Source organism: Umezawaea sp. (genome assembly GCF_057122925.1).
The window spans coordinates 14,909-38,813 of sequence record NZ_DBNGPQ010000124.1; the positions used below are offsets into that span (position 1 = coordinate 14,909).

Annotated in this window: 22 protein-coding genes; 19 read left to right on the forward strand and 3 right to left on the reverse strand. The window is 70.2% G+C overall.

The window, feature by feature from the left end:
- Positions 1–187 precede the first annotated feature (187 nt).
- The gene (locus AC156L_RS27930) at positions 188–568 is read left to right on the forward strand and encodes a phage holin family protein (RefSeq protein ID WP_484407404.1); all 381 of its coding nucleotides are present in this window, start codon (positions 188–190) and stop codon (positions 566–568) included.
- A gap of 48 nt (positions 569–616) precedes the next feature.
- Here the strand turns inward: AC156L_RS27930 and AC156L_RS27935 are convergent, their stop codons facing one another.
- A complete protein-coding gene (locus AC156L_RS27935) occupies positions 617–2,875 on the reverse strand; it encodes a (Fe-S)-binding protein (protein ID WP_484407405.1) in 2,259 nt (752 codons plus the stop codon).
- A 272-nt stretch (positions 2,876–3,147) separates the two neighbouring features.
- On the opposite strand from AC156L_RS27935, the gene AC156L_RS27940 reads away from it, so the two are divergent.
- The 9 genes from AC156L_RS27940 (at position 3,148) to AC156L_RS27980 (ending at position 12,067) form a co-directional block, all read left to right on the forward strand.
- The gene (locus AC156L_RS27940) at positions 3,148–3,276 is read left to right on the forward strand and encodes a hypothetical protein (protein ID WP_330874668.1); all 129 of its coding nucleotides are present in this window, start codon (positions 3,148–3,150) and stop codon (positions 3,274–3,276) included.
- The gene (locus AC156L_RS27945; RefSeq protein WP_330874667.1) at positions 3,273–3,878 is read left to right on the forward strand and encodes a TetR/AcrR family transcriptional regulator; all 606 of its coding nucleotides are present in this window, start codon (positions 3,273–3,275) and stop codon (positions 3,876–3,878) included. Before AC156L_RS27940 ends, AC156L_RS27945 begins: the two co-directional genes overlap by 4 nt.
- On the forward strand, positions 3,875–4,459 hold the full coding sequence (locus tag AC156L_RS27950) for a hypothetical protein (protein WP_330874655.1): 585 nt from the start codon (positions 3,875–3,877) through the stop codon (positions 4,457–4,459). Before AC156L_RS27945 ends, AC156L_RS27950 begins: the two co-directional genes overlap by 4 nt.
- Positions 4,460–4,538: 79 nt before the next feature.
- Entirely contained in the window at positions 4,539–5,408 is an 870-nt protein-coding gene (locus AC156L_RS27955) for a DUF4097 family beta strand repeat-containing protein (RefSeq protein ID WP_330874653.1), read from the forward strand.
- A 233-nt stretch (positions 5,409–5,641) separates the two neighbouring features.
- The gene (locus tag AC156L_RS27960) at positions 5,642–7,765 is read left to right on the forward strand and encodes a substrate-binding and VWA domain-containing protein (RefSeq protein WP_330874651.1); all 2,124 of its coding nucleotides are present in this window, start codon (positions 5,642–5,644) and stop codon (positions 7,763–7,765) included.
- A gap of 168 nt (positions 7,766–7,933) precedes the next feature.
- Positions 7,934–9,802, forward strand: a complete 1,869-nt coding sequence (gene dnaK / locus AC156L_RS27965) for a molecular chaperone DnaK (protein WP_330874649.1) — start codon at positions 7,934–7,936, stop codon at positions 9,800–9,802.
- Positions 9,799–10,422, forward strand: a complete 624-nt coding sequence (gene grpE, locus AC156L_RS27970) for a nucleotide exchange factor GrpE (protein ID WP_330874647.1) — start codon at positions 9,799–9,801, stop codon at positions 10,420–10,422. The genes dnaK and grpE overlap by 4 nt, the downstream gene beginning before the upstream one ends.
- Positions 10,423–10,448: 26 nt before the next feature.
- Positions 10,449–11,633 (forward strand): molecular chaperone DnaJ, encoded by a 1,185-nt coding sequence (gene dnaJ, locus AC156L_RS27975; protein ID WP_330874646.1) that lies wholly within the window; start codon positions 10,449–10,451, stop codon positions 11,631–11,633.
- Entirely contained in the window at positions 11,630–12,067 is a 438-nt protein-coding gene (locus AC156L_RS27980) for a heat shock protein transcriptional repressor HspR (RefSeq protein ID WP_330874644.1), read from the forward strand. Before dnaJ ends, AC156L_RS27980 begins: the two co-directional genes overlap by 4 nt.
- Positions 12,068–12,829: 762 nt before the next feature.
- On the opposite strand, the gene AC156L_RS27985 is transcribed toward AC156L_RS27980, so the two are convergent.
- On the reverse strand, positions 12,830–13,933 hold the full coding sequence (locus tag AC156L_RS27985) for an FAD-binding oxidoreductase (protein ID WP_330874643.1): 1,104 nt from the start codon (positions 13,931–13,933) through the stop codon (positions 12,830–12,832).
- Positions 13,934–14,389: 456 nt separating this feature from the next.
- Between AC156L_RS27985 and AC156L_RS27990 the strand changes: the two genes are divergently transcribed.
- The gene (locus AC156L_RS27990) at positions 14,390–14,851 is read left to right on the forward strand and encodes a MarR family winged helix-turn-helix transcriptional regulator (protein ID WP_330874642.1); all 462 of its coding nucleotides are present in this window, start codon (positions 14,390–14,392) and stop codon (positions 14,849–14,851) included.
- On the forward strand, positions 14,848–16,479 hold the full coding sequence (locus AC156L_RS27995; protein WP_330874641.1) for an MDR family MFS transporter: 1,632 nt from the start codon (positions 14,848–14,850) through the stop codon (positions 16,477–16,479). The genes AC156L_RS27990 and AC156L_RS27995 overlap by 4 nt, the downstream gene beginning before the upstream one ends.
- 60 nt (positions 16,480–16,539) lie before the next feature.
- Here the strand turns inward: AC156L_RS27995 and AC156L_RS28000 are convergent, their stop codons facing one another.
- Positions 16,540–16,923 (reverse strand): VOC family protein, encoded by a 384-nt coding sequence (locus AC156L_RS28000; RefSeq protein WP_330874639.1) that lies wholly within the window; start codon positions 16,921–16,923, stop codon positions 16,540–16,542.
- A gap of 138 nt (positions 16,924–17,061) precedes the next feature.
- Here AC156L_RS28000 and clpB point away from each other — a divergent pair, with 138 nt between their 5' ends.
- The 7 genes from clpB to AC156L_RS28035 all read left to right on the forward strand — a co-directional run bounded on the left by clpB (position 17,062) and on the right by AC156L_RS28035 (position 23,857).
- Positions 17,062–19,644, forward strand: coding sequence for an ATP-dependent chaperone ClpB (gene clpB, locus AC156L_RS28005; RefSeq protein ID WP_330874637.1), 2,583 nt, complete (start codon positions 17,062–17,064; stop codon positions 19,642–19,644).
- A gap of 259 nt (positions 19,645–19,903) precedes the next feature.
- Entirely contained in the window at positions 19,904–20,605 is a 702-nt protein-coding gene (locus tag AC156L_RS28010) for a type III secretion system chaperone family protein (protein ID WP_330874636.1), read from the forward strand.
- A gap of 25 nt (positions 20,606–20,630) precedes the next feature.
- Positions 20,631–21,425: an SDR family NAD(P)-dependent oxidoreductase gene (locus AC156L_RS28015; RefSeq protein WP_330874634.1), complete on the forward strand. Its 795-nt coding sequence runs from the start codon at positions 20,631–20,633 to the stop codon at positions 21,423–21,425.
- 41 nt (positions 21,426–21,466) lie between these two features.
- Positions 21,467–22,021, forward strand: coding sequence for an orotate phosphoribosyltransferase (gene pyrE, locus AC156L_RS28020; protein ID WP_330874666.1), 555 nt, complete (start codon positions 21,467–21,469; stop codon positions 22,019–22,021).
- Positions 22,021–22,710, forward strand: a complete 690-nt coding sequence (locus tag AC156L_RS28025; RefSeq protein ID WP_330874633.1) for a hypothetical protein — start codon at positions 22,021–22,023, stop codon at positions 22,708–22,710. The genes pyrE and AC156L_RS28025 overlap by 1 nt, the downstream gene beginning before the upstream one ends.
- A 63-nt stretch (positions 22,711–22,773) precedes the next feature.
- Positions 22,774–23,160, forward strand: a complete 387-nt coding sequence (locus tag AC156L_RS28030; RefSeq protein WP_330874631.1) for a DUF2784 domain-containing protein — start codon at positions 22,774–22,776, stop codon at positions 23,158–23,160.
- A complete protein-coding gene (locus AC156L_RS28035; protein WP_330874629.1) occupies positions 23,120–23,857 on the forward strand; it encodes a TrmH family RNA methyltransferase in 738 nt (245 codons plus the stop codon). The genes AC156L_RS28030 and AC156L_RS28035 overlap by 41 nt, the downstream gene beginning before the upstream one ends.
- Positions 23,858–23,905: the final 48 nt, after the last annotated feature.

Genomic DNA, 23,905 nt, shown 5'->3' on the forward strand with positions numbered 1-23,905 from the left:
TGGTGCGTACGGGTGAGATTCGCCCGTTCTCGCAACAAACGGGACGTTCGCGGAGTCTTAACCAGCGGGATCGGATGAGCAGGTGCCGCCGAAGGGGAGGGGGCCGCTCGCGTCCACAGTGGACCCGAGCGGTCCCCGTCACGGCGTGCGTCCCCACCGCCGCCGCCCGCCGCGGTTAGCCTGCGCCATGGGATTCTTGGTTCAGGTGCTGTTGACGGCGGTCGCGGTGTGGGTGTCCACCGTGATCCCCGGAATCGATCTGGGCGAGGCCTCCACCCCGGCGAAGATCGGCACGCTGGTTCTGGTGGCCCTCGTCTTCGGCGTGATCAACGCGATCATCAAACCGGTGGTGAAACTCCTCGGCTGCGTCTTCTACCTGCTCACGCTCGGCCTGTTCGGCCTGGTCGTGAACGGCCTGCTGTTCTGGCTGGCGGGCTACATCTCCGAGGAGCTGGGTCTCCCGTTCCAGGTCACGGGCTTCTGGCCCGCGTTCTGGGGCGCGATCATCGTCGCCATCACGGGCTGGGTGCTCAACATCGTCTACGAGAAGGCCACCGACAAGGACTGACCGCCCGGACGACGGCGCTCCCGGTCGGGGAGCGCCGCCGGTCCGGGATCAGGTGGTCGAGGCCTTGTCCTCGGTGGGCAGCGGGGCGCCGGTGGGCACCTCGTCGGTCGGGGTGTCCGGCTTCTCCAGGCCCCGGCGCACGGACGTGAGCAGCAGCTGGGCGACGTCGACGACCTCGACGTGCGACCCGGCCTTGCCCTCGTTCTGCCGCGCGGTCAACCCGTCGGTGAGCATGACCCGGCAGAACGGGCAGCCGGTCGCGATCTTCGACGGTGCGGTGCCGAGGGCCTCGTCGACCCGCTCCACGTTGATGCGCTTGCCGATCCGCTCCTCCATCCACATGCGCGCGCCGCCCGCGCCGCAGCACATGGAGCGGTCGCCGTGCCGCGGCATCTCGCGCAGCGTGGTGCCCGAGGCGCCCAGCAGTTCCCGCGGCGCGTCGTAGACCTTGTTGTGCCGCCCGAGGTAGCACGGGTCGTGGTAGGTGATGTCCTCGGTGACCTCGGCGACCGGGGTCAGCCTGCGCTCGCGGACCAGCTTGTTGAGCAGCTGCGTGTGGTGCACGACCTCGTACTGGCCGCCCACCTGCGGGTACTCGTTGGCCAGCGTGTTGAAGCAGTGGGCGCAGGTGACGACGATCTTGCGCTTGCCCGGCTCGCGGCCCTCGAACACCGCGTTCAGGACCTCGACGTTCTGCTGGGCGAGCATCTGGAACAGGAACTCGTTGCCCGCCCGGCGGGCCGGGTCGCCGCTGCACGTCTCCTCGGGGCCGAGGACGGTGTACTGGACGCCCGCGGTGTGCAGCAGCTCGGCCACGGCGCGGGTGGTCTTCTTGGCGCGGTCCTCGAAGGCGCCCGCGCAGCCGACCCAGAAGAGGTACTCCGCGTCACCGAGGTCGCCGTCGAACACGGGGACCTCGAAGTCCAGGCCCTCGGTCCACGCCAGTCGGTCCTTGGAGTTCTGGCCCCACGGGTTGCCCTTGTTCTCCAGGTTCTTGAACATGCCGCCCAGCTCGGACGGGAAGTTCGACTCGATCAGCACCTGGTAGCGGCGCATGTCGACGATGTGGTCGACGTGCTCGATGTCGACGGGGCACTGCTCGACGCACGCGCCGCAGCTCGTGCAGGACCACAGGACCTCGGGGTCGATGACGCCCAGCTCGTCGGGGCCGCCGATCAGGGGCCGCTCGGCCTCGGCGAGCGCCAGGACGTTGATGGACTCCAGGCGCTTCTGGTAGTCGTCGCCGGTGATGCCGACCTCGTCGCCCGCCATGTCCTTGCGGCCGCCGGCGAGCAGGTACGGGGCCTTGGCGTAGGCGTGGTCGCGGAGCTGGGTGATCAGCAGCTTCGGGGACAGCGGCTTGCCGGTGTTCCACGCGGGGCACTGGGACTGGCAGCGGCCGCACTCGGTGCAGGTGCTGAAGTCCAGCAGACCCTTCCAGGTGAAGTCCTCGACCTTGCCGACGCCGAACACGTCGGTGTCGGGGTCGGCCTCCTCCAGGTCGAGGACCTTGCCGCCGCTCATCATCGGGCGCAGCGCGCCCAGCGCCACGCCGCCGTCGTCCTCGCGCTTGAAGTAGATGTTGAAGAACGCGCTGAAGCGGTGCCAGGCGACGCCCATCGTCAGGTTCTTGCCGACGACGACGAGCCAGATCATGCCGGACAGCAGCTTGGTGAACGCCATGATCGAGACCCAGTTGGGCTCGGCGGGCAGCAGGTTCGACAGCGGCGCGGTGACGAAGCTCGACCACAGCGGTGGGTTCTCGAACCCGCTGGCCTGCTTGAACGCCTTCACGCCGAGGATGCCGAGACCCTCGATGACCACGACCGCTTCGACGAAGTAGGCCGACTTGAAGCTCGACCCGGCGAAGCGGGACACGCGGTCGGCGCGCCGGGGGTGGTTGAGCTGGCGGATGACCGCGAGCGCCACGCCGCCGACGACCGTGCCGATGCCGAGCAGCTCGACCAGCAGCAGCCACGGCGCCCAGGTGCCGATGACGGGCCAGTGGAACGCGGGGTCGAACATCTCGCCGTAGGCCTCGAACAGCACGGCGGAGCCGATCAGGAAGCCCCACATCACCATCCAGTGCCAGGGCGCGACGCTGCGCACCTTGGCCATGCGGGTGTGCGCGACGAACTCGACGACCAGCGTCTTCAGGCGCGCGGTGAACGGACCCGTGCGCGTCGGGTCGGGCTGGCCGAGCCGGATGATCCGCACCATCCTGATCGCTCCGGACACGAACACGGCCCAGGCGACGACGCTCACGGCCACGCCGATGACGCCGAGGGTCAACTGCAGGGCTCCCATGTGGTGGCGGCCTTTCTCCAGAAGCACGTGGCTCGGAGATTACGCCTCATTACTCGCCGGTAACCACTTGGGCGTGGCCGGGGTCGCAGAAGTGTATCGATCAACACCCGAACCCGTGGGACGGATGTTCCACAGTTTCGGCCCGAGTGAGAAGCAAGCTGTCACAAACGTGCCGGCCCGGCCCGGCCTCCCCGCGTTGATCTCGCGCGCCCACCACCATCAACGCCGAGGAACCCGACGGCGCGTTCCCGCCCCGAGGCCCTGGAGCCCCCGTGATCACCACCGTCGTGCAGGCCACCCCCGCGGCCACCGCCTCCGGCGCGCGTGCGGCGCCCACTATGGTCGTCGGCCTCATGCTGGTCGGCGGCGTGATCACCATCGAGCCGGGGAGCGCGTCCTGAACGAGCAGGTGGACGGCAGGAGAGCCAGGGGCGAACGCCGCAGGCAGGCCATCCTGGAGGCGACCCTCCGGGTGATCGAGCGCGACGGCGTCGCGGGCGTGAGCCACCGGTCGGTCGCCCGCGAGGCCGGTGTGCCCACCACGTCCACGACCTACTACTTCGCCTCGCTGGACGACCTCCTCATCGCGACCCTGATGTGGTCGGCGGACACGCTCGCCGACGACGTCAGCGACCTGATCGTCCGGCTGGTCAACGCGCCGGACACCGACGTCGAGGAGGTGACCCGGCGGCTCGTCGACATGGTCGGCGCGAACCGCGGCCGCACGATGGCCGAGTACGAGCTGTACCTGCTGGCCGCCCGCCGCCCGGAGCTGCGGCCCGCCGCGCGCCGGTGGCTGGACCTGATCACCGAGGCCGCCCGGCCGTTCGACACGGACCCGGTGGCGTTCCGGGCGTTCCTCGCGGCCGTCGACGGTCTGCTGATGCAGGGCTTGATCGCCGACGAACCACCCGGCGTGGCCGACCTGGAACCGGTTGTGTCTTACCTGATACGTCCGCGACAGCACCTGGATCGCCTCCAGGGCGGGACAATGGGTGAATGAGGTTCGCCGGTCGTGAGTCGTGGCAGGTCGGGCACGGGACCAACCAGGCGGTGAACACCGCCCTGTTCCTGCGCGACACGCTCGCGCTCTCGGTCGACACGGTGCCGGAGCTGCCGGGCCTCGACCCGTCCGTGCCGGTGTTCGTCCCCCGCGGCGTCGACCGCGCCGGCATCACCGAGGAGTGGCTCGGGTGGTGGGCGGACGTCCTGGACCACGCCCGCGCCGAGACGCCCGTCGACGTCCGGTCGATCCCCACCAACGAGGACTCGACGTCCCTGCTGACCCGACCCGCCCTGCGAGCCGCGGTCCGGGCGCTTCGGGAACCCGCAGCGGCCTGGGAGGCGGGCCGCGCGCAGAGCCCCCGGCCGGGGGCTCTGCCCATCGGTGAGGTCGTTCGCGGCGTCGAGGTCCGGCTCGGCAGGCAGGTGCGGCCGTTCCGGCTGGTCATCACGTCGGTGCCGGTCCAGGGCCTGGTGTGGGAGCGGATGACGCCGACCCACGTGATCGCGTCGCAGCGGTACCTGTCGGACCCGGCTGGGTGCGCGCCCGCGTTGCGCGCGGTCGTCGAGGACCTCGCGTGAAGCGGTAGGGATAGCCCCCGTATGGAGCCGGGGGGCCACCCTCGTGTGCGCCGGGGGTCGTGCCCCTAGCGTGGTTCCCATGAGCGGACAGGTCGGCAAGGGGGTAGTGGTGGGGAAGCGAATCGCGTTGTTGGCCGTCGCGGCGGTGGCCACGACGATGAGCCTGTCGTCCTGCGTGAGGATCGCCCAGGAGAGCTCCTCGGACGACTACACGGTGAACGACCAGATCTCCACCGTGCAGATCGACAACGACGGCGGGGACGTGAAGGTCCGCTCCGTCGAGGGCGCGAGCGCCACCACGATCAAGCGAACCCTCCGCTACGGCAAGGCGGCCTCCAAGCCCAGCGGCCCCACGCACCAGGTCAACGGCAGCTCGCTCGTCCTCAACGGCTGCGGCAACGGCTGCGAGGCCTACTACGAGGTGGCCGTGCCGTCGAAGGAGACGACGGTCAAGGGCGAGGTCGGCTCGGGCGACCTCGAGGTGCAGGACCTCGCGTCGGTCGACGTGAACCTCGGCTCCGGCAACGCCACCCTGCGCGGCATCGCGGGGGCGGTGCGCGTCGACAACAGCTCCGGCGACCTCAGCGGCGACAACCTCGCGGGCGGCGTCACGGCCAAGATCGGCTCCGGCAACGTGAAGCTGACCGGTGTCACCGGCGCCGTCACCGTGGTCAACTCCTCCGGCGACATCCGGACCGAGCAGGTCGACGGCGACGTGGACGCGGACGCCAAGTCCGGCAGCGTGGTGGTCGAACTGGCCAAGGCGCACAACGTGAAGGCCAACGCGGGCAGCGGCGACATCACCGTGACGGTGCCGAACGCGGGCTACCGGGTCGCGGTCGACACGAGCAGCGGCGACAAGAAGGTCGGAGTGAAGGACGACCCCTCGGGGCAGTTCGAGCTGAACCTGACCGCGAGCAGCGGCGACATCACGCTCAACGCCGCCTGAGACCGCACGGCCGCCGCGGGTGCTCCGTCACGGGGCACCCGCTGCGGCCATTCGGGTGCACCGAGGTCACGACCTGGCGCGGTACTGGTTTGACCGGCCAGATGTGCCGATCATGGGAGCAGCCGCCGAAGGTGGGTGACGGCCCACGGGCCGCCGCGACACGGGTGAACACGGGGACGTTCCACCTCGCACCTCGGGGTTGTCCGGACCCTTGATCGAGAGGTTTGCCCACGATGCTGAACCCCGACGGCCCTCCCGCGGAGGCGTTCGCCTACCGGTTGGTCAAGCTGCGGGACGAGATCGGGCTGACCTCCGCGCAGCTCGCGGCGATGACCGACTACTCCGAGGCGGACCTGGAGCGCGCCACCAGCGGCCGCGAACTGCCGAGCTGGGAGCTGACCAGCGCCTACATCCGGGCGTGCGGCGACAACCCGGAGCAGTGGCGGCCGTGGTGGGACCACGCGAAGAAGACGGCGGGGCCCGTCGCCGCGGCTCCACCGCCCCCGAGCGGCCTGCGGTTCAGCACGGGCCCCGCGGTGCGCTGGGGCGTGGCCGCCGCGCTCGTCGTGCTGGTGGTGCTGGGGATCGTGCTGTGGCCCGAGTCCGGTGACGGCACCAGCTCGACGCCGCAGGTGGCCACGGCGCTGCCCGCCTGCTCGACGCCCACGGCGAGCCTCACGGTCGCCGCGTCGGTGGACAAGCCCAAGCAGATGGCCGAACTCGCCGCCGCCTACGGGGCGCACGAGGCGAACGGCCAGTGCGTCGAGGTCGACGTGACGTCCGTCGACTCCGGCACCGCCATGGCCGCCCTGGCACGGGGCTGGACCGAGGCCGACGGCCGCAGGCCCGACGTGTGGTCGCCCGCCGCGTCGGAGTGGCTGCCGCTGGCGCAGCAGCGGGCCACGCCGGAGACGAGGTCGCTGTTCCCGGACGGGAAGGCACCCGCGATCATGACCAGCCCGTCGATCATCGCGATGCCCGAGCCGATGGCCCGCGCGCTCGGCTGGCCCGAGGCCGGGATCGGCTGGGAGGACCTGGCCACGTGGGCGGGCGACCCGCACTTCTGGGCGAGCAAGGGCCACCCGGAGTGGGGCGCGTTCAAGCTCGGCAAGACGAACCCGACCTACTCCACGTCCGGCCTCCACGCCACGCTCGGCGCGCTGTTCTCGGCCAACGGCAGCATCCGCGAGGTGCGCCCGGAGGACGTGGACAAGGACGCGGTGGCGCAGCGGATGAAGGCGATCGAGCACTCCGTCGTGCACTACGGCAAGACCACCCTGACGTTCCTGTCGAACATGCGGCAGGCCGACGCGGAGGACGCGCTCTCCTACATCTCGGCGGTGACGATGTCGGAGAACTCCGTGATCGCCTACAACGCCGGGTACACCTGCGGTTCCTACAGCGACGACGAGGGCTGCTCCAAGACCGAGCCTCCCAAGACCAAGCTGGTCGCCGTCTACCCCGAGGAAGGCGTCCTGCACTCCGACCACCCGTTCATCAAGCTGAACGGGCTCGACCGGGCCAAGAGCGCCGTCGCCGACGACTTCCTGTCCTACCTGCACTCCGACGCCGTGCAGCGCCAGTTCGCCGAGTACGGGTTCCGCGACCACCAGCAGAAGCCGATCGACCTCGGCGGGTCCGCCTACGGGTGGCTGCCCGACGCGGAGATCAAACCGCTCGGCACGCCCACCAACGAGGTCGTCGCCAAGGTGCTGGCCAGCTGGGTGAAGCTCCGCAAGCCCACCAACGTGCTGGTGTGCATCGACTCCTCGCTGTCGATGGAGGAGAAGGTGCCCGGCACCGGTGCCACGAAGCTGGAGCTGGTGAAGCCCGCCATGCGGCAGCTCGCCGACGGGTTCACCGACTCCGACCGCGTGGGGCTGTGGAAGTTCTCCTCCGGCATCGGCGAGGGCGGCGCGGACTTCGTGCCGCTGGTGCCGATCGGGCCGATGGACGGCACCCGCAGGCAGGACATCGCGGCGAACATCGACGGGCTGACCGCGGACGGCGCGACGGGTCTGTACGACACGATCGACCGGGCCGTGGAGGTCGTGCGCGGCACCTACGACCCGAACTCGATCAACGCCGTCGTGCTGCTCACCGACGGGGTCAACGACAAGGCCCGCGGCATCCAGGCGCCCACCGAGCTGATCGACGTGATCAGGGGCAAGGACGCGTCGGGCGACAAGCCGGTCCGGGTGTTCACCATCGCCTACGGCAGCGAGCTCGACGCCAACAACAAGGCGGGCGCGGAGGCGCTGGCGACGATCTCGAAGGGGACCGGGGCGAAGAAGTACGACGCCAAGGACCCGACGACCATCACGAACGTGATCATCGACGTCCTGTCGAACTTCTGACCGGGGGGCGTGGCCCGGATCACTCCGATCGGGGAACAACACCGGTGGGTCGACCGTTGGACAGGCAGGAAGGTTGAGCCCGTTGGACTCAAGTCCGGCGGACCTGGCAAACTTGAGCCGGCAACGCTCAACGCAGTACCCACCAGCACGTACCACCAGGAGGAATTCATGGCGCGAGCAGTCGGCATCGACCTGGGGACGACCAACTCCGTCGTCGCGGTCCTGGAGGGCGGCGAGCCGACGGTGATCGCCAACTCCGAGGGTTCCCGCACCACCCCGTCCATCGTGGCCTTCGCGAAGAACGGCGAAGTCCTCGTCGGGCAGCCCGCCAAGAACCAGGCGGTCACCAACGTCGACCGCACCATCCGCTCGGTCAAGCGCCACATCGGCACCGACTGGAAGACCGAGCCGGTCGACGGCAAGGCCTACACGTCGCAGGAGATCTCCGCGCGCGTCCTGATGAAGCTGAAGCGCGACGCCGAGGCGTATCTGGGCGAGGAGATCACCGACGCGGTGATCACCGTGCCCGCGTACTTCGAGGACGCCCAGCGCCAGGCCACCAAGGAAGCGGGCCAGATCGCGGGCCTCAACGTCCTGCGCATCGTCAACGAGCCCACCTCCGCCGCCCTGGCCTACGGCCTGGACAAGGGCGAGAAGGAGCAGACGATCCTCGTCTTCGACCTCGGCGGCGGCACGTTCGACGTGTCCCTGCTGGAGCTGGGCGACGGCGTCGTCGAGGTCAAGGCGACCTCCGGTGACAACCACCTCGGCGGCGACGACTGGGACCAGCGCGTCGTCGACTGGCTGGTCGAGCGCTTCAAGTCCGCGAACGGCATCGACCTGACCAAGGACAAGATGGCGCTCCAGCGGATCCGCGAGGCCGCCGAGAAGGCGAAGATCGAGCTGTCCAGCTCGAACAACGCCAGCATCAACCTGCCCTACATCACGGTCGACTCGGACAAGAACCCGCTGTTCCTGGACGAGACGCTGTCCCGCGCCGAGTTCCAGCGCATCACGAACGACCTGCTGGAGCGCACCCGCGCGCCGTTCAACAACGTGATCAAGGACGCCGGCGTCTCCGTCGGCGACATCGACCACGTCGTGCTCGTGGGTGGTTCCACCCGCATGCCGTCCGTGGCCGAGCTGGTCAAGGAGCTGACCGGTGGCCGCGAGCCCAACAAGGGCGTGAACCCGGACGAGGTCGTCGCCGTCGGCGCCGCGCTCCAGGCCGGTGTCCTCAAGGGCGAGGTCAAGGACGTCCTGCTGCTCGACGTCACCCCGCTGTCCCTGGGCATCGAGACCAAGGGCGGCGTGATGACCAAGCTCATCGAGCGCAACACGACCATCCCGACCAAGCGGTCCGAGATCTTCACGACGGCGGACGACAACCAGCCTTCGGTGCAGATCCAGGTGTTCCAGGGTGAGCGCGACTTCGCCTCGGACAACAAGAAGCTCGGCATGTTCGAGCTGACCGGCCTGCCCCCGGCCCCCCGCGGTCTGCCGCAGATCGAGGTCACCTTCGACATCGACGCGAACGGCATCGTCCACGTCGGCGCCAAGGACCTCGGCACCGGCAAGGAGCAGAAGATGACGATCACCGGCGGCTCCGCGCTGCCGAAGGACGACATCGAGCGCATGGTCAAGGACGCCGAGGCCCACGCCGAGGAGGACAAGCGCCGCCGCGAGGAGGCCGAGGTCCGCAACCAGGCCGAGACCCTCGTCTACCAGACCGAGAAGGTCGTCAAGGAGAACGAGGACAAGCTCCCCGAGGACGTCAAGGAGAAGGTCAAGGCCGCCGTGGCCGAGACCAACGAGGCCCTCAAGGGCACCGACATCTCCGCCGTCCGCTCCGCGGTCGAGAAGCTCGCGACCGAGTCGCAGGCCATCGGCACCGCCCTCTACTCCAACACGGGCGCGGCGGCCCCCGGTGCCGAGGGCGCCGAGGGTGCTCCCGGCGCGGCGGGCGCGGGCACCGGGGCCAAGGGCGCTGACGACGTCGTGGACGCCGAGATCGTCGACGAGGACGAGAAGAAGTGACCCACCCACAGGACGAGCAGCCCGACCTGGTGAACGACCACCACCGCGTCGAGCCGGAAGCCGACGAGGCTGCCGAGCCCGTGCACGGCGAGGTGCTCGACGTCGAGTTCGAAGGCGGCAAGCACGCGGCGCCCGAGGTCCTCTTCGAGGAGGACCCGGCCGCCGAGTACAAGGCGCAGCTCGACGAGCGCACGGCCGACCTCCAGCGGTTGACGGCCGAGTACGCGAACTACCGCAAGCGCGTCGAGCGCGACCGGGAACTCGTCATCAGCAACGCCAAGGCGCAGGTGGCGGGCGAACTCCTGGCCGTCCTGGACGACGTCGAGAGGGCCGCCGCTCACGGCGACCTGACCGGTGCGTTCAAGGCCGTCGCGGACAAGCTCGTCGGCGCGCTCCAGCACACCGGGCTCGAAGCGTTCGGCCACGACGGCGAACCCTTCGACCCGTCGGTGCACGAGGCGGTGCAGCACGGCACGTCCCCGGACGTGGCGGGCCCCACCGTCAGCGCGGTCCTGCGTCGCGGCTACCGCTTCGGCGACCGCGTCCTGCGGCCCGCCCTCGTCGCGGTGACCGACTTCGAGGCCGGGGACGTGTCCGTGCCCGACCAGGCGCAGGACTAGGCACAAGGGGAAGGAGGAGACGTCCGGTGAGTGCTAGGGACTGGATCGAAAAGGACTTCTACCGCGAGCTGGGCGTCTCCTCCGACGCCTCCGCGGACGAGATCAAGCGGGCGTACCGGAAGCTGGCGCGGGAGATGCACCCCGACGCCAACCCCGGCGACGCCAAGGCCGAGGCGCGCTTCAAGGCCGTGTCCGAGGCGAACGGCGTGCTCTCGGACCCGGTCAAGCGCAAGCAGTACGACGAGGCCCGCAGGCTGTACGGCGGCGGAGGTGGTTTCGGCGGGGGCGGTTTCGGCGGCGGTCGCGGCGGCTTCGACGTGAACGACCTGTTCAACCGCGCCGGTGGAGCCGGGGCGCAGCCCGGCGCCGGAGGTCTCGGCGACCTGCTCGGCGGCCTGTTCAACCGCCGCGGCGGCGCCGGGTCCTCGGCCACCCGGCCGCGGCGCGGCGAGGACGTCGAGACCGACGTCCGCATCGACTTCACCGAGGCGGTCAAGGGCGCGACGGTGCCCATGCGCCTGTCCAGCCCGGCCGCCTGCGGCACCTGCAACGGGTCCGGCGCGCGGCCCGGCACCGTTCCGCACACCTGCGTCAACTGCGGTGGCGCGGGCCTGGTCACCCGCAGCCAGGGCGCGTTCGCGTTCAGCGAGCCGTGCCCCGACTGCCGGGGCACCGGCCGCATCATCGACGACCCGTGCCCCGAGTGCGGCGGCGAGGGCGTGAGCACCAAGACCCGCACGCTGACCATCAGGATCCCCGCGGGGGTCGACGACGGCCAGCGCATCCGCCTCGCGGGCCAGGGTGAACCGGGCCGCAACAACGGCCCCACCGGCGACCTGTTCGTGCGGGTCCACGTGAACCCGCACCCGTTCTTCGGCCGCTCCGGCAACGACCTCACGCTGGACGTGCCGGTGACGTTCGCCGAACTCGCCCTGGGCACGACGTTGACGGTGCCCACCCTCGAAGGCAAGGTGACCTTCAAGGTGCCCGCGGGCACCGCCAGCGGCCGCATCCTCCGGGCCAAGGGCAAGGGCATCGAGAAGCGCGACGGCAAGACCGGCGACCTGCTGGTCAAGCTGCTGGTCACCGTGCCGAACAACATGGACGCCCAGGCCAGGGAAGCCCTGGAGGCCTACGCCGCCGCCACCGCGCAGCACGACCCGCGGGCGGAGCTGAACGCACTGCTGGAGAGCAAGGGGAGGTCGGCGTGAACACCCCCGGTTTTCCCTTCCCGCCGGGCACGGACGAGGACACCCCGTTCTTCGTCATCTCGGTGGCGGCCCAGCTCTCCGGCCTGCACGCCCAGACCCTCCGCAGCTACGACCGGCTCGGCCTCGTGTCGCCGGGCCGGACGTCCGGCGGCGGCAGGCGGTACTCGATGCGCGACATCGTGCTGCTCCGCGAGGTCCAGCGCCTCTCCCAGGAGGACGGCGTCAACCTCGCGGGCATCAAGCGGATCATCGAACTGGAGAACGAGGTCGACGCCCTCCGCAACCGCCTGTCCGAACTGACCCAGGAGCTGGCGAACGCCCTGGCAGCGGCCGACCACGCCGCCGCGTCGGTCCACAAGACCTACCGCCGCGACCTCGTGCCGCTGCGCCACGAGACGGCGCTCGTGGTCTGGAAGCCCCAGCCCCGCAAGTGATCCGAGGCGTTCCGGCCGCTGCGCCGGGACCTCGTCGTCGACCACCGGGCTTTCTTCGTCGACAGGCGCCGCGGTGCCCTCCGCAGGTCGCCCTCACGGCCCCTGCTCACCGTCGTGATCGGTAGGTCGGCGGCCGGTGGTGGCGGGCCCGCTGGATGATCGGTCGAACCCGCCCTCGGAGGTTTCCACGGCCCCGCTAACCCCTGGGAATCGTGAAATTAGTTCACGGAACAACCCTCGGCCACACCCGTCGAACCCGCCCGTCGGCGACTCCGAGTAACACTCGATCTTGAGCAAGCCTCGACTTCCGACGGGGGATCCCCCCGAATTCCACTCTACCCACGAGGTCTGACAGTCTCGGGCTTTCGGTCACTGAAAACCCTTGCTGACCAGCGGCGACGCATTTTCCGAATTCGGCGTCGCACAAAAATGTCGGTGCCGATTGGTAGCGTTGAAATCAGGGTTCCCCCTGGGTGGGGTACGCCTTTGTCGAGGTGGACGAAGTGCGTGAAAGAAGTGGGATGAGCGCGGTCGGTGGACTTGTCGACAATTCAAGACTGTCGGACCACCGCGCTACCCTGTGAATCGGGGGCCCGTCATTCCGGGTGACCCCGTTCCGGTGCTGGGGTCGGCTTGACTCGCCCGAGTCAAGCCGACCGCGCGTGCTCGTGGTGCGGCCGCTCGTGGCCCCAGTGGTTCTCGCCGTCACCACGCGCTCCGGGTGCGGGCGGGCAGCCGGAGCGTCGAACGAACGCGAACCCGTCAGTCCAGGGTGAACGGGTCGTACTTGATGCGGTCCAGCGGTGTCCCCGCGACGAGCATGCGGGAGACGGTCGAGCGGATCATCGCGGGCGAGCCGCAGACGAGGACGTCGCGGTCCTCCCAGGCGCCGTAGCGGGTGACCACGTCGGCCAGCGTGCCCTGTTCGACGCCCCTGGCGCCGGGGTCCGACTCCAGCACCGGCACGACGGTCAGCCACGGGTTGGTCATGGCGATCCGCTGGAGGTTGTCCAGGTCGTACAGGTCCTCGCGGGTGCGACCGCCGACGAACAGGTGGACGCGGGGGTTCTCGCCCCACTGGGCCATTTCGTCGATGATCGCGTGCATCGGCGCGACGCCGGTGCCGCCCGCGACCATCAGGATGTCCTGCTTGGACGTCCGGTCGACACCGAGCCTGCCCATGGGCGGCCCGAGGCGCCACACATCGCCCGGCTGGGTGTGGCCGACGACGGAGCGGCTGACCCAGCCACCCTCCACCGATCTGATGTGGAACTCGATCGTGCCGTCCTCGCGCGGGGCGTTGGCGGGTGAGAAGTACCGCCACAGCCTGCCGCGCTGGGGTGTTTCGACGCTCAGGTACTGGCCCGCCCGGTAGGGCAGCGGGTGGTCGGGCTGGAGCCGCACGACGGCGAGGTCCCAGCTCACGCGCTGGTGCTCCAGCACCGTGGCGCGCCAGAAGGCCGGGCCGTCGTCGGCCGCCGCCGCTTCCTGCATGGACCGGGCCATGATCGTGTACGCCTCGGCCCACGCCATCTCGACCGCGGGGGTCCAGGCGGTGCCTGCGTACTTCTTCACGGCGGCCAGCAGCGCGGTGCCGACGGACTCGTAGTGGATCGACACGACACCGAACTTGCGGTGGTCACGACCCAGCTGGCGGAGGAACGGGATGAGGTCGTCCGGGCGGTCCACCATCTGCACGGTGTGCACGAGGGCGCGCAGCAGGCGGCTGCGCTGCACCTCCATGTTGGCCGGGAACATCTCGCGGGTGGAGGGCGAGAGGCTGAAGAGCATGCCGTAGAAGAACTTGGCGACTTCTTCGGCGCGCGGCTCCACCACCGCGAAGCTCTCCCGGATCATGCGCACCATCGCGGTGACGCCGGGAGGTGGTTCGCGGTGTGGCGGAGTAGGGATGGGACTAAGTACGGCGTTCGCTGTCATGATCCGGGCGCAGTCTCCACGTTCTTAGAGGCGCCAGCAAGGCGCACCGTCCACGTCAAGCATCCAACCCCGACGCGACGACATTAACCCTTCATCTGGCTGGTTGACTCCTTGATGCCACCTTTGAGTGCAGCTTGGTTACATAGCGTCGCACGAATACCGGCCAACGGTGGAACATTCTCCTTGGTGTGTACCTTGATCGCCCCTTGTCTCGCACCCGCCGACGTGCGTCGCCCGGTGTAGTCACCCGGCGTCCCGCCGGGGTCGGCCTCCTGAGACCCGGATTCCTCCTGTCGGGTGGTCCTCCACGTCACAGTCGAGAAGGTTGTATTGGACAACTATCTGGGCATATAGTTGTCATTGACAACTAATGAGGTGATGGACATGGGTCCGACCAGGGAGAGCTGCGTCGACGTCCTCCGAGGGCTGCACGCGGTGTTCCAGCTCAAGCACGTGATCACCACGAGGGTGTGGGAGGAGAGGGACCTCCACCCGGCGGCCGTCGGCCTGCTCGCCGAGCTGGCCCGCCGCGGCGAGTCCCGCGTGTCGGAGCTGGCGCAGGTGCACCTGGTCGACCCGTCCGTGGTGAGCAGGCAGGTCGCGCAGCTGGAGAAGGCGGGCCTGGTCGAACGCCGCGCCTGCCGGTCCGACGGCCGCGCCCAGCTCATCACCGCCACCTCCCGCGGCCTCGAAACCCTCGACGGCTGGCGCGAGGCCCAGGTCACCCTCGTCCAGGAGGCGCTCGCCGACTGGACCGAAGAAGACGTCCACGAGTTCGTGCGCCAGTTCGGCTTGTTCACCGACGACCTGCGTGCTCACCTGCTGGTCCCGGAGGCTGTTCGATGACAGACGCGACACCCATGACCCACCGCAAGATCCTGGAGGCCCTGTCCGGGATCCTGCTCGCGCTGCTGGTGGCGATCCTCAGCTCCACGATCGTCGCCAACGCGCTCCCGACGATCCTGGCCGACCTCAAGGGCAACCAGACCCAGTACACGTGGGTCATCACCTCGACCCTGCTGGCGTCGACGGCCACGACCCCGATCTGGGGCAAGCTGGCCGACCTGTTCAGCAAGAAGCTGCTGTTCCAGATCGCGATCACCATCTTCACGATCGGCTCGGTGCTCTCCGGGTTCGCCCAGGACATGGAGCAGCTCATCGGGTTCCGCGTCGTCCAGGGCCTCGGCATGGGCGGCGTGCAGGCCCTCGCGCAGGTCATCATCGGCGCGATGGTCAGCCCCCGCGAACGCGGTCGCTACAGCGGCTACACCGGCGCGGTCATGGCTGCGGCCACGGTCGGCGGCCCGCTGGTCGGCGGGTTCATCGTCGACACGCCGGGGCTCGGCTGGCGCTGGACGTTCTTCATCACCGTCCCGCTGGCGGTGCTGGCGCTCGGCGTGCTGGCGAAGACGTTGAAGCTGCCCACGGTCCGCAAGGACGTGAAGATCGACTACGCGGGCGCGTTCCTGATCACCGGTGGCGTCAGCCTGGTGCTGATGTGGGTGTCGTTCGCGGGCAGGGACTTCGGCTGGATCTCCCCGGAGACGCTCGCCTACCTCGCCGGTGCGGCGGCGGCGCTCGTGGCCGCCTACTTCGTGGAGCGCCGGGCCAGCTCGCCGGTCGTGCCGCTGCGGCTGTTCAAGCACCGCACGCTCTCGCTCGCCGTGCTCGGCAGCGTCGCCGTCGGCACCTCGATGTTCGGCGCCTCGGTGTTCCTCGGCCAGTACTTCCAGCTCTCCCGCGGCTTCTCGCCGACGAAGGCGGGCCTGCTCACGCTGCCGCTGGTGGCGGGGCTGACGATCGCGTCGACCATCTCCGGCCAGCTGATCTCGAAGTACGGGAAGTGGAAGAACTTCCTGGTGTCCGGCGCGGTCGTCCTGGTCGTCGGGCTCGGGCTGCTCGGCACGATCGACCACGAGACCAACCTGGTGCTGATGGGCGCCTACATGCTGCTGACCGGTGTCGGCCTCGGGCTGACGATGCAGAACCTGGTGCTGGCGGTCCAGAACGACGTCTCGATGGCGGACCTCGGCGCGGCCAGCTCCACGGTCACGTTCTTCCGCTCGCTCGGCGGCACGGCCGGTGTCGCGGTGCTCGGCTCGGTGCTCGCGAGCCAGGTCAGCACGAAGATCGCCGCCGGTCTGCCGCCCGGCACGCCCGCGGGCACGGGTGGCGGCACGCTGGACCTCGTCCACCTGCCCGGCCCGATCCAGGCGCTGGTGCGCGGGGCCTACGGCGACGCGATGGCGACGCTGTTCCTGATCGCGGCCGTCGCGGCCGTCGTCACGGTCGTCGCGGTCGTGATGATCAAGGAGGTGCCCCTGCGGACCTCGATGGACATCCCCCAGCCCGTGGTCGGCTCACCGACGGGTGAGGCACCTGTCCACCTGCCTGTGGATGCCGACCTGCGGAATGTGGATAACTCCACCCCCGGTGTGGACAACTCGCTACTACATGTGGGTGATCGGAGGTAGGGAGAGGCCAAGATGTGCCCTCCGCCGCGCGGCGCTCGCGGCGGAGGGCCTTTCGCGTCCTCAGGGCTTGGCGGCCTTCTCGGCGGCGCTGCGCTCGACGCAGAACTCGTTGCCCTCGGGATCGGCGAGCACGACCCAGCCGCGGCCGTCTGGCTTGCGCTGGTCGTCCACCAGGGTCGCGCCGATGCCGAGCAGGCGGTCGACCTCCTGGTCCCGCGTGGTGTCCGGCTGGAGGTCGAGGTGCACCCGGTTCCTGGCGGACGCCTTCTCGTCGGGCACGGTCACGAACAGCAGGATCGGGCCGCTCGGGGGCAGGACGGAGGCTTCGGGGTCGCCGGGGAAGTCGTCGTCGGCCAGCGGGTAGCCGGTCACCTTGGACCAGAACGTCGCCAGTTCGAACGGGTCGGTGCTGCTGAAGGTGATGTGCTGCGGTTTCGCGCTCATGGTCCGATCTTCCCCAAGGGCGTGGTCGAGACCACAGCGATTATTCAAGTTGAGCGGAACCGACTCAACTTTGCTGACGTTGTGCATGATGGGAGCGCGTGCGGAAGGCTGGCGCGCACATCTGCGATGGGGTGAGGAATGGACGCTTTCAACCCGACCACGAAGACCCAGCAGGCGGTCTCGGCCGCGGTGCAGGCCGCGACGGTGGCGGGGAACCCGGACGTGGGTCCCGTGCACCTGCTCGGCGCGCTGCTGGCTCAGGGTGACGGGCTGACCGCACCGCTGCTGGCCGCGGTGGGCGCGGACCCCGGTGTGGTGCGCAAGGAGCTGGACCAGGTGGCCCGAGCGCTGCCCGCCGCGAGCGGCTCCTCGATGTCCGCCCCGCAGTTCTCCCGCGAGGCCGTGCGCGTGCTCGCCAAGGCGCAGGAGCTCGCGACCGAGATGGGCGACGAGTACGTCTCCACCGAGCACCTGCTGGTCGGCATCGCCCAGCACGGCGGCCAGGTGGCCGACCTGCTGCGCCGCCACGGTGCGACGCCGGACGCGCTGCGCGAGGCGTTCTCCAGGGTGCGCGGCTCGGCGCGGGTCACCAGCCCGGACCCCGAGGGCACCTACCAGGCGCTGGAGAAGTACGGCGTCGACCTGACCGAACGCGCCCGCAAGGGCGAGCTGGACCCGGTGATCGGCCGCGACCCGGAGATCCGCCGGGTCGTGCAGGTGCTGTCCCGGCGCACCAAGAACAACCCGGTGCTGATCGGCGAGCCCGGCGTCGGCAAGACCGCCATCGTCGAGGGCCTCGCCCAGCGCGTGGTCGCCGGTGACGTGCCGGAGTCGTTGCGCGGCAAGCGGGTCGTGGCGCTGGACCTCGGCTCGATGGTCGCGGGCGCGAAGTTCCGCGGCGAGTTCGAGGAGCGGCTGAAGGCCGTGCTCAAGGAGATCACCGACTCCGCGGGCCAGGTCATCACGTTCATCGACGAGCTGCACACGATCGTCGGCGCAGGCGCCACGGGCGAGAGCGCGATGGACGCGGGCAACATGATCAAGCCGATGCTGGCCCGCGGCGAGCTGCGGATGGTCGGCGCGACCACGCTGGACGAGTACCGCAAGTACGTCGAGAAGGACCCCGCGCTGGAGCGCCGGTTCCAGCAGGTGCTGGTCGGCGAGCCGAGCGTGGAGGACACGGTCGGCATCCTGCGCGGCCTCAAGGAGCGCTACGAGGTCCACCACGGCGTCCGGATCACCGACACCGCGCTGGTGGCCGCCGCGACCCTCTCCGACCGCTACATCACCTCCCGGTTCCTGCCGGACAAGGCGATCGACCTGGTCGACGAGGCCGCGTCCCGGCTGCGCATGGAGATCGACTCGCGGCCGGTCGAGGTCGACGAGGTCGAACGGGCCGTGCGCCGCCTGGAGATCGAGGAGATGGCGCTCTCGAAGGAGTCCGACCCGGCTTCGGTGGAGCGGCTGGCGGCGCTGCGCGCCGAACTGGCCGAGAAGCGCGAGGCGCTGGCGGGCCTGACCGCGCGCTGGCAGAACGAGAAGGGCTCCATCGACAAGGTCCGCGACCTCAAGGAGCAGTTGGAGCAGCTGCGCGGCGAGTCGGAGCGCGCCGAGCGCGACGGCGACCTCGGCCGGGCCGCCGAGCTGCGGTACGGCCGCATCCCGGCGCTGGAGAAGGACCTCGACGCGGCGACGAAGTCGACCGAGCAGGCCTCCGCGATGCTCAAGGAGGAGGTCGGCCCCGACGACGTCGCGGACGTGGTCAGCGCGTGGACCGGCATCCCCGCGGGCAGGCTGCTGGAGGGCGAGACGGCCAAGCTGCTGCGCATGGAGGACGAGCTGACCCGCCGGGTCGTCGGCCAGGTCGAGGCGGTGCGGGTCGTGTCCGACGCCGTCCGCCGCACCCGCGCGGGCGTCGCGGACCCGGACCGGCCCACCGGGTCGTTCCTGTTCCTCGGCCCGACCGGTGTCGGCAAGACCGAGCTGGCCAAGGCGCTGGCGGAGTTCCTGTTCGACGACGAGCGGGCGATGACCCGCATCGACATGAGCGAGTACTCCGAGAAGCACTCGGTGGCCAGGCTCGTCGGTGCTCCTCCCGGTTACGTGGGCTACGACCAGGGCGGTCAGCTCACCGAGTCGGTGCGCCGCAGGCCGTACTCGGTCGTGCTGCTCGACGAGGTGGAGAAGGCGCACCCGGACGTGTTCGACGTGCTGCTCCAGGTGTTGGACGACGGTCGGTTGACCGACGGTCAAGGTCGGACGGTCGACTTCCGGAACACGATCCTGGTGCTGACGTCGAACCTCGGGTCGCACGCCATCGCGGACGCGAACCTGGACGAGCGGCAGCGCAACGACGCCGTGATGTCGGTGGTGCGCAAGCACTTCAAGCCGGAGTTCCTGAACCGGTTGGACGACGTGGTGGTGTTCCACGCTCTGGCCACGGAGGAGCTGACGTCCATTGTGGACATCCAGGTCCGCAAGCTGGCGCAGCGGCTGGGGCAGCGGCGGTTGACCCTGGACGTGACGCCGTCCGCGCGGGACTGGTTGGCGTTGAACGGGTTCGACCCGGTGTACGGGGCCAGGCCGCTGCGGCGGTTGATCCAGTCGGCCATCGGGGACCAGCTGGCCAAGGAGTTGTTGTCCGGGGAGGTTCGCGACGGGGACGCCGTGCGGGTGGACGTCCTGGACGACAACTCCGGGTTGATCGTGGGGCGTGGATGAGACCCCGGCCCCCGTCCCGGTTCGCCGGGGCGGGGGCCGAATCCTGTGCTTGCGGGTGTTCTCTTACGCTCGTTAGGTCGTATCGGTCGGGTAACGACCTGGTCCGGCCCGTCCCCGCGCCCACCGTCGCCGCGGGCGATCGTTCGCGTGGAAAGCCGGTGGTGGGGCGCACCCGTGCGAGGTAACGGGTTGATCTGTTCGTGGGAACCACGCCGTTGGTGATCTTCGTAATGCTCGGCGGGACCGCTACCCTCGCACTGTGGGAATACCTGCCTGGGTCTGGTTCACCGTCTGCGCGGTGGCGGGAGTAGCCGGTTTCGCGCTGCTCGCGACCGATCGGGCGCAGCGCACCGCGCGCAACCGCGAGCGGCGGCGGTGGGCCGCGTTGCGCGGCTGGCAGTTCGAGGAGACCGACCACGTGCTCCCCACGCGGTGGGAGAGCGGGGCCATCGCCTACTACGGCACCGGCATCGCCAGGGACGTGGTGGCCGGGTCCACCTTCACCGCCGACGGTCGGCGGCAGGTGTACGTGCTGGACCACGAGACCAACGGCAAGGTCAACTCGGTTCTCGTCGGGGTGCGCTGTCGGCGCCCGTTGTCCGTGGTCATCGAGCTGTGGCTGCCCAGCGTGCCGTTCCAGCGCGACCAGATGCCCGACCTGCTCGGGCCGGTCGGGTCCCGCTACGCGTTCGTCACGGAGCTGGCCGCGGCCCGCAAGCTGATCACCCCCGACCTGGTCGACGCCGCCGAGGAGATCGGCGCGGACGTCACCGTGGTCTGGTTCGAGGGCGACTGGGTCATGGCGGCGGCGCCGCCGAACTCCAGCCCGGCGCGGTTGGAGCGCCTGCTGCGCGACGTGGGCGAGCTGGCCGACGTGGTCGACCCGTTCGACGCCGAGCAGGACGCCGAGAGCGGCGGCGAGGTCTACCGGCCGTCGTTCGGCCGCAAGCCGGCCAGCTAGGGCCGACCCGCTAGCGTTCCGACCCATGCCCACCGCACTGGTCACCGGGGCGACCGCAGGCATCGGAGCCGCGTTCGCCCGTCGTCTCGCCGCCGAGGGCCACGACCTCGTGCTCGTCGCCAGGACCACCTCGCGCCTCGACGAGCTGGCCGAACGGCTGACCGCGCGCCACGGCGTCGCCGTCGAGGTGCTCACCGCGGACCTGTCCGACGCGAAGCAGCGGACCGCGGTGGAGGAGCGGCTCACCGACCCCGCGCGGCCCGTCGACCTGCTCGTCAACAACGCCGGGTACAGCAGCGCGGGCGGCTTCACGGACACCGACGTCGACCGGCTCCAGGCGCAGCTCGACGTGAACGTGACGAGCGTCCTGCGGTTCACCAGGGCGGTCGTGCCCGGCATGGTCGAGCGCGGGCGGGGCGGCGTGGTGAACGTGGCCAGCGTCGCGAGCTTCCTGCCCGGCAGCGGCACGACCTACAACGCCGAGAAGTCGTACGTGGCGGTGTTCTCCGAGGCCGTGTCGATGGCGGTCGAGGAGGCGGGGTCGCCGGTGAGGGTGATCGCCCTGTGCCCCGGCTTCACGCGCACCGAGTTCCACGAGCGCGCCGAGATCGACATGAGCACCACCCCGGGGTTCCTCTGGCTCGACGCGGACCGCGTGGTGCACGACTGCCTCGCCGACCTGCGCGGGGGCAAGCCCGTGTCGGTCCCCGGCCTCCAGTACAAGGCCATCGTGGTGGGGAGCAAGCTCATCCCCAGGGCGCTGCTGCGCAAGGCCTCGGCGCGGTTCGCGAGCCGCCGGGGCAGGACCTCGTCGCGCTGATCCCGGTGGGTGTGCAAAGGTTGGGACCCGTGCGAACCGAAGTGGTCCTTGACGCCGGTGCCAAAGCTGAACTGGCCCGGTTGGTGAGTGAGTTGGCCGTCGTGCACGGCAGGGTGACGCTGTCCTCGGGGCGTGAGGCGGACTACTACATCGACCTCCGGCGGGCGACGCTGCACCACGCCGCCGCCCCGCTGATCGGCAGGCTGCTGCGGCAGCTCACCTCGGACTGGGACTACGTCGCCGCGGGCGGACTGACGCTCGGCGCCGACCCCGTCGCGACCGCGATGATGCACGCCGCGGCGGCCTCCGGTGACGTGCTGGACGCGTTCGTCGTCCGCAAGGAGGCCAAGAAGCACGGGATGCAGCGGCGGATCGAGGGCATCGAGGTCACCGGCCAGCGCGTGCTGGCCGTGGAGGACACGACCACGACCGGCAACAGCCCGCTGACCGCCGTCGAGGCGCTCCGCGAGGCGGGCGCGACCGTTGTCGGCGTGGCCACCGTCGTGGACCGCGGCACCGGCGCGAAGGAGATCATCGAGGCCAGGGGGCTGCCCTACCGCTACCTCCTGGACCTGGCCGACCTCGGTCTGGGCTGATGACCGGGCTGGTCCTCCTCCTCGTGATCCTGGCCATCCTGGGGGCCGGGGTCGCGGTGGGGCTGTCCCGTCGCAAGCGCAACCCGTTCACGAACCAGCAGTTCGTGTCGGAGTGGGAACAGCGGATGCGTGCGGTCGAGGCGAGCCTCGGCTGGAGGTTCGTCGCGGAGGACCAGGGCTTCCAGGAACGCGTGCCGCACGTCGGCCGGATGCTCGAAGCCGACCGCAGCCGGGTGAAGTTCCAGCTCGTGGGCCAGTGGCGCGGCGTGCCCGTGCTCGCCGTCGAGGTCGTGCTGCGCACGGACAACGTGGTGACGCACGAGTTCCGCACCTACTCCGCCGTCGTCGTGCCCCGGCCGATGCCGGGGCCGTGGGTGCTGATCAGCCCGCGCGAGGACAGCGTGTGGGGGATCTTCGAGCAGTTCACGCTCACCGGCGACCCGGTGTTCGACCAGCGCTACGAGGTGCGCCGGGCCAACCCGGCGTTCGCGACGGCCCTGCTCGGCTCCGGTCTGACGCAGGCGCTGCTGCACGACCCGCGCGCGGCGGGGGTGGCGCTCGCGTTCGACGAGCACGCACTCGCCGCCGTCGTGCCCGGCCACCTGGTGCAGGCGCCGCTGGGTCATCTGGCGGACCTGCTGCTCGATCTGGGGGGCCGGGTGCCGTGGCAGGCGCTACCACGCGGGTGAACCGCGCGTTTATCCCGAGCGCTGGGTGGAATCCCCGTTCTACATTGGAACGGGGAGGTGGACGTGGTCTCTCAAGCGCTGGCCGAGTTGGTCATGGTTGTGCACTTCGCCGTCCTGGTGTTCCTCGTCGTGGGCGGCTTCCTGGCCTGGCACTGGCGCGGGGTCATCTACCCGCACCTGGCCATGGCGACGTGGGGGCTCCTGGTCGTCGCGTTCCCGCTGAACTGCCCGCTGACGGCGGCGGAGAACTTCTTCCGCGTTCGCGCGGGGCAGCCGGAGCTGGTGGAGGGCTTCATCGACCACTACATCGACGGGGTCGTCTACCCGCAGGCGGCGGCGGGTGCCGTGCAACTGCTGGTGGCGGTCCTCGTGGTCGGGTCGTGGACCGGGTACTGCCTGCGGTGGCGCGGTGAGCGCCACGCGGGATCGCGCCACGTCGGCGCCCACTGAGCAGACCGTCCTGCTGGAGGGCTTCCACGCGGTGAAGCACGCGTTGCGCTTCGGCGCGCCCGTGGAACCCCTCGTGACGCTGAGCCGGTCCGCGCTGCTGGGCCTCGCGGAGTCGCACGCCCCCGACCTGCTGACGCGGCTCGACCACGCCCGCGAGGTCGACCGGGCGGAGTTCACCGCGCTCGTCGGCCGCCCCCACCCGACCGGGGTCGCCGGGTTCGCCCAGCGGCCCGCCGTCGACGTCGCCCGCCTGGTCGAGGACCGCGCGACCCCGCTCGTCCTGCTCGACAACCCGCGCAACCTCGGCAACCTCGGCGCGGTCGTCCGGGTCGCCGCCGGGCTGGGCGCGGGCGGTGTGCTGTCGATCGGCGACGTGGACCCGTGGCACCCGAACGTCCTGCGCGGCAGCGCCGGGCTGCACTTCGCGCTGCCCGTGGGCCGGATCGACGTGGTCGACGGCGTCGAGGGGCCGGTGTTCGCGCTGGACGCGGACGGCTCGGACATCGCGGACGTGCGGATCCCGTCGAACGCCGTGCTGGCGTTCGGGTCCGAGCGGCACGGGCTGTCCGACGCGGTGCGCGAGCGGGCCGACCACCTGGTGTCGCTGCCGATGCGCCCTCTGGTGTCCAGCTACAACCTGACCACGTCGGTGGCGATGGCGCTGTACCACTGGTCTCTCCTCCAGCGCGCGTCTTGACCGGTCAAGAGATCACGATGGCGTCGTGACGGTCGAGAGGTCCACCCC

What these genes read in the sequence shown, in the direction of transcription:
- dnaK (WP_330874649.1), top strand. Translation starts at nt 7,934, where the DNA reads ATGGCGCGAGCAGTCGGCATCGACCTGGGGACGACCAACTCCGTCGTC.
- clpB (WP_330874637.1), top strand. Translation starts at nt 17,062, where the DNA reads ATGGACGCTTTCAACCCGACCACGAAGACCCAGCAGGCGGTCTCGGCC.
- AC156L_RS28025 (WP_330874633.1), top strand. Translation starts at nt 22,021, where the DNA reads ATGACCGGGCTGGTCCTCCTCCTCGTGATCCTGGCCATCCTGGGGGCC.
- AC156L_RS27935 (WP_484407405.1), bottom strand. Translation starts at nt 2,875, where the DNA reads ATGGGAGCCCTGCAGTTGACCCTCGGCGTCATCGGCGTGGCCGTGAGC.
- AC156L_RS27960 (WP_330874651.1), top strand. Translation starts at nt 5,642, where the DNA reads ATGCTGAACCCCGACGGCCCTCCCGCGGAGGCGTTCGCCTACCGGTTG.
- AC156L_RS27985 (WP_330874643.1), bottom strand. Translation starts at nt 13,933, where the DNA reads ATGGTGCGCATGATCCGGGAGAGCTTCGCGGTGGTGGAGCCGCGCGCC.
- AC156L_RS28000 (WP_330874639.1), bottom strand. Translation starts at nt 16,923, where the DNA reads ATGAGCGCGAAACCGCAGCACATCACCTTCAGCAGCACCGACCCGTTC.
- AC156L_RS27955 (WP_330874653.1), top strand. Translation starts at nt 4,539, where the DNA reads ATGAGCGGACAGGTCGGCAAGGGGGTAGTGGTGGGGAAGCGAATCGCG.
- AC156L_RS27995 (WP_330874641.1), top strand. Translation starts at nt 14,848, where the DNA reads ATGACAGACGCGACACCCATGACCCACCGCAAGATCCTGGAGGCCCTG.
- AC156L_RS27950 (WP_330874655.1), top strand. Translation starts at nt 3,875, where the DNA reads ATGAGGTTCGCCGGTCGTGAGTCGTGGCAGGTCGGGCACGGGACCAAC.
- AC156L_RS27990 (WP_330874642.1), top strand. Translation starts at nt 14,390, where the DNA reads ATGGGTCCGACCAGGGAGAGCTGCGTCGACGTCCTCCGAGGGCTGCAC.
- AC156L_RS27930 (WP_484407404.1), top strand. Translation starts at nt 188, where the DNA reads ATGGGATTCTTGGTTCAGGTGCTGTTGACGGCGGTCGCGGTGTGGGTG.
- AC156L_RS28015 (WP_330874634.1), top strand. Translation starts at nt 20,631, where the DNA reads ATGCCCACCGCACTGGTCACCGGGGCGACCGCAGGCATCGGAGCCGCG.